This is a genomic window from Mesorhizobium sp. M1E.F.Ca.ET.041.01.1.1, assembly GCF_003997355.1.
Taxonomy (GTDB): domain Bacteria; phylum Pseudomonadota; class Alphaproteobacteria; order Rhizobiales; family Rhizobiaceae; genus Mesorhizobium.
This window is the reverse complement of the sequence record NZ_RZSL01000546.1, coordinates 1-4,041: the sequence shown is the minus strand read 5'-3', so window position 1 is coordinate 4,041 and position 4,041 is coordinate 1. Positions and strand designations below refer to the sequence as shown.

The 4,041-nt window shown below is 58.8% G+C and carries 4 protein-coding genes; all 4 read left to right on the top strand.

Annotated features, from left to right (window positions below):
• Positions 1-96 precede the first annotated feature (96 nt).
• Positions 97-1,056: a 3-keto-5-aminohexanoate cleavage protein gene (locus tag EOA38_RS29830; RefSeq protein WP_127300930.1), complete on the top strand. Its 960-nt coding sequence runs from the start codon at positions 97-99 to the stop codon at positions 1,054-1,056.
• 706 nt (positions 1,057-1,762) lie between these two features.
• Positions 1,763-2,461 carry a CoA transferase subunit A gene (locus EOA38_RS29825; protein WP_127300929.1) on the top strand — a complete coding sequence of 233 codons (699 nt, stop codon included), beginning with the start codon at positions 1,763-1,765 and terminating at the stop codon, positions 2,459-2,461.
• Between the two features lie 17 nt (positions 2,462-2,478).
• Positions 2,479-3,108, top strand: coding sequence for a 3-oxoacid CoA-transferase subunit B (locus EOA38_RS29820; RefSeq protein ID WP_127300928.1), 630 nt, complete (start codon positions 2,479-2,481; stop codon positions 3,106-3,108).
• Between the two features lie 56 nt (positions 3,109-3,164).
• Positions 3,165-4,041 (top strand): acetyl-CoA C-acyltransferase (locus EOA38_RS29815; protein WP_127300927.1); only part of this gene is annotated, 877 nt, incomplete at its 3' end.

Here is a 4,041-nt window from a genome sequence, read left to right as displayed (position 1 = left end):
GCATAACGACTAGTTGATTATCATAACTCAACAGCGGTGGCGCTGTCTCGGAATTCGGTCTTACCGTCGGGCGTCAGCAACACAGGGTCTAATTTTATGCCAATAGCGCCATTCGGCACTCGCAAAATCATAATTACGTGCGCCCTAACGGGCGGATCAAAATACAATCGCGATCACCCAAGTTTTCCGATTACCCCCAAGGAGATCGCCGACTCAGCGATTGAAGCCGCACGCGCTGGCGCAGCGATCGTCCATGTCCATGTTCGCGATCCCGCGACCGGCGCCGCCTCTTACGATGTTGATCTATTCAAGGAAGCTTCTGACAGGATCCGGCAGTCGGCAGTCGACGTCATTTTAAACCTCACCTGCGGCGGAAATGCCCGGTTTGTGCCCGACCCTGAAGATGAGTCGCGCGCCGCACTTGGCACGACGGTTGCGCCACCTGAAATTCGATATGCGCACATTGAAGCGTGTCGGCCGGACATTGCGTCTCTCGATGTCACGACATCAAATCAAGGCGATGGCGGGGATGAGTACGTTTACCTAAATACGCCGCGCACGCTGCGGGCGATGGCGAAGCGCTTCAAGGAGCTCGGCGTTAAGCCAGAAATTGAAGTATTTGAGGGTGGTGATATCGGCTTTGCGCATCAGTTGATCGCTGAAGGCTTAATCCCCGAAGACCCGATATTTCAATTTGTCCTAGGCGTGAAGTGGAATGCACCGGCGACGCCTGACACAGTAGCTTACATGAAAGGCTTATTGCCGGAGCGGGCTCATTGGGGCGCTCTCGGCACGGGGCGAAACCAGTACCCTATCGCAGCGCAGTCCGTCTTGCTTGGAGGTAACATCCGTGTAGGCCTTGAAGATAATCTATATCTACAACGAGGAGTTTTCGCTAGTAACGGACAGCTTGTGGAGCGCGCTCGGCAGCTAATCAATATTCTCGGGCATGAGCCGGCGACACCTAAGGAAGCGCGAGATATCCTTGGGCTGCATGCCAAATGCGCAACCGCTGCTCGGCCGGTGACAGAGTTCGGAGTAACGAAGGTGAACTGATGTGGTGAATGCCCCTTCGGCTGGCGTCGCTATGTTGCCTGGTTCGCCGTCATGGTGGCGCTTACGGAGGAAGGCAGATGGCCCAGGTACATATCCTTGCGATCGACCATCGATGCTTTCGATCGAGCGGACGACAGACGCAGCGCGCAGCCGTGCCCAACCACTCGCCGTTGTTTCACGGCCCCTAAGGTGAAGTCGATATGAAGCCGTCCACCGATGGACAGCGACGCTTGCACTGGTTTCGGGGGCCAAAGGTCTTGCGGAAACTGCGTTGACCACGGCGGATTGGGGGTGGCCCAACGGGCGATGTCACGTTGTCTGCATATACACGCGTTGAGACCTGCAGGCTCAAGCGGAACCTGTAGCAGAGCCAGACTGCATTGGCGATGATCTACGCGCGAAACCATGGCGCTTATGGCTGACGGTTGTGGTGTTCATTACATCGGTCTATGCCGCAAGTCCCTGAACGCGAGTTAAGTTGATAACGCCCGCTAGACAGTGCTGCCTTCGTCGCACTCGCGTTCGGTTCATCGAACGGCATAAATTTTAGCCGAGAGGAATAAAACTTGTTGCTCGCGTCAGCTCTTTCTCCAGTGAATTGTTCTCCACGTGGCTCGGGAGAATCTCCGCGCCTGGAAACTAGGGGCCGTAGGTGGTGCGACTGGACATGCGCTCTCATTAACGTGTCTCATATTAAGGGGCTGATATGAGCAAGATATGCTTGAGCGCAGGTTCGGCACTGGAAAATCTGTTGTTCGATGGAATGTTCATTGCCGCGGGCGGTTTCGGCCTTTGCGGTATTCCGGAACTGTTGATCAATGCCATCCGCGAGACTGGCACCAAAGACCTGACGATCGCCTCGAACAATTGCGGCGTCGACCACTTCGGTCTCGGCGTGCTGCTGAAGACGAAGCAGATCAGGAAGATGATCTCGTCCTACGTCGGCGAGAACGCCGAGTTCATGCGACAATATCTAAGCGGCGAGTTGGAGCTGGAGTTCAACCCGCAGGGAACGCTTGCCGAGCGCATGCGCGCCGGCGGTGCTGGCATCGCCGGTTTCTATACCAAGACGGGCGTCGGCACTATGGTCGCTGAAGGCAAGGAGCACAAGAGCTTCAACGGCGAGACCCATGTGCTTGAAACGAGCATCGTCGCGGACCTGTCGATCGTCAAAGCCTGGAAAGCGGACACGTCAGGCAATCTTGTCTTCCGCAAAACAGCGCGCAACTTCAACCCGCCGGCCGCCACCTGCGGAAAGATCTGCGTGGCAGAGGTCGAAGAGATCGTGCCGATCGGCAGCCTCGAACCCGATCACATCCACTTGCCGGGGATCTACGTCCATCGCCTAATCCAAGGCAAACACGAGAAACGCATTGAGCAGCGCACCACGCGCGCGGCGGCTTGAGGCGGGAGGAGAACAACATGGCCTGGGACAGAAACCAGATGGCGGCGCGGGCCGCGCGAGAACTCAAAGACGGCACCTACGTTAATCTCGGCATCGGCATTCCGACACTGGTCGCCAATTACATTCCGGACGGCGTTCACGTGACGCTGCAGTCGGAGAACGGCCTGCTCGGCATCGGCCCGTTTCCGGCGGAGGACCAGATCGATGCGGACTTGATCAATGCCGGCAAGCAGACGGTGACGGCGCTGCCGGATTCGGCCTTCTTCGACTCGGCGCAGAGCTTCGCGATGATCCGCGGTGGCAAGATAGCAATGGCGATCCTCGGCGCCATGGAGGTGGCCGAGAATGGCGATCTAGCCAACTGGATGATCCCCGGCAAGCTGGTCAAGGGCATGGGCGGCGCAATGGATCTGGTCGCCGGCGTCAAGCGGGTGGTCGTCGTCATGGACCACACCAACAAAGCAGGCGAATCGAAGGTACTGAAGGCCTGCACTCTGCCGCTCACTGGCAAGAGCGTCGTCGATCGGATCATCACCAATCTTGGTGTGCTCGACGTCGTCGACGGTGGCCTGAAGTTGGTGGAAGTCGCCGACGGCGTAACCGACAATGAACTTCGCAACGCAACTGAAGCAACGATCGTCAACTGATCCGGCGTTTCTTCGGGCCAATACTCTGCCAGCTTTGCAGAGGAGAGGAGACCATTATGAGCAATACATCGATCGTCATCGCCAGCGCAGCCCGCACAGCTGTTGGTTCGTTCAACGGTTCGTTTGCCAACACGCCAGCGTATGAACTTGGCGCCGCGGTCATCAAGGGCGTGCTGGAGCGCGCCGACATTGAGGCGGCAGAGGTCGATGAGGTGATCCTTGGCCAGGTCCTCTCTGCAGGCGAAGGCCAAAATCCTGCTCGCCAGGCAGCCATGAAAGCCGGCATTCCGCAGGAGGCGACCGCCTGGGGCATGAACCAGCTCTGCGGTTCGGGCCTCCGCGCCGTGGCACTCGGCATGCAGCAGCTCGCCACCGGCGATGCAAAAATCATCGTCGCCGGCGGCATGGAGTCCATGTCGACGGCGCCGCATTGCGCGCCTCTGCGCGGCGGCGTGAAGATGGGCGACTTCAAGATGGTCGATACCATGATCAAGGACGGCCTGACCGATGCCTTCTATGGCTATCACATGGGCATTACCGCCGAGAACGTCGCCCCCCAATGGCAGCTCAGCCGCGAAGAGCAGGACGCATTCGCACTTGCTTCGCAGAACAAGGCCGAGGCGGCGCAGAGAGCCGGGCGTTTCGCCGACGAGATCATTCCCCTTATCGTCAAGACCCGCAAGGGCGACGTCACCGTCGACCAGGACGAATATATCCGCCATGGCGCAACGCTCGACCAGATGACGAAGCTGCGCCCGGCCTTCGACAAGGAAGGCACGGTCACCGCCGGCAACGCCTCGGGGCTCAACGACGGTGCAGCTGCTACCCTGCTGATGAGCGAGGCCGAAGCCAGGCGTCGTGGCATCCAGCCGCTCGCCCGTATCGTATCCTGGGCAACGGCGGGCGTGGATCCGCAGATCATGGGCACGGGGC

Excerpts from the sequence above, each read along its gene's own strand:
- EOA38_RS29830 (WP_127300930.1), top strand. The coding sequence starts at position 97 with ATGCCAATAGCGCCATTCGGCACTCGCAAAATCATAATTACGTGCGCC.
- EOA38_RS29825 (WP_127300929.1), top strand. The coding sequence starts at position 1,763 with ATGAGCAAGATATGCTTGAGCGCAGGTTCGGCACTGGAAAATCTGTTG.
- EOA38_RS29820 (WP_127300928.1), top strand. The coding sequence starts at position 2,479 with ATGGCCTGGGACAGAAACCAGATGGCGGCGCGGGCCGCGCGAGAACTC.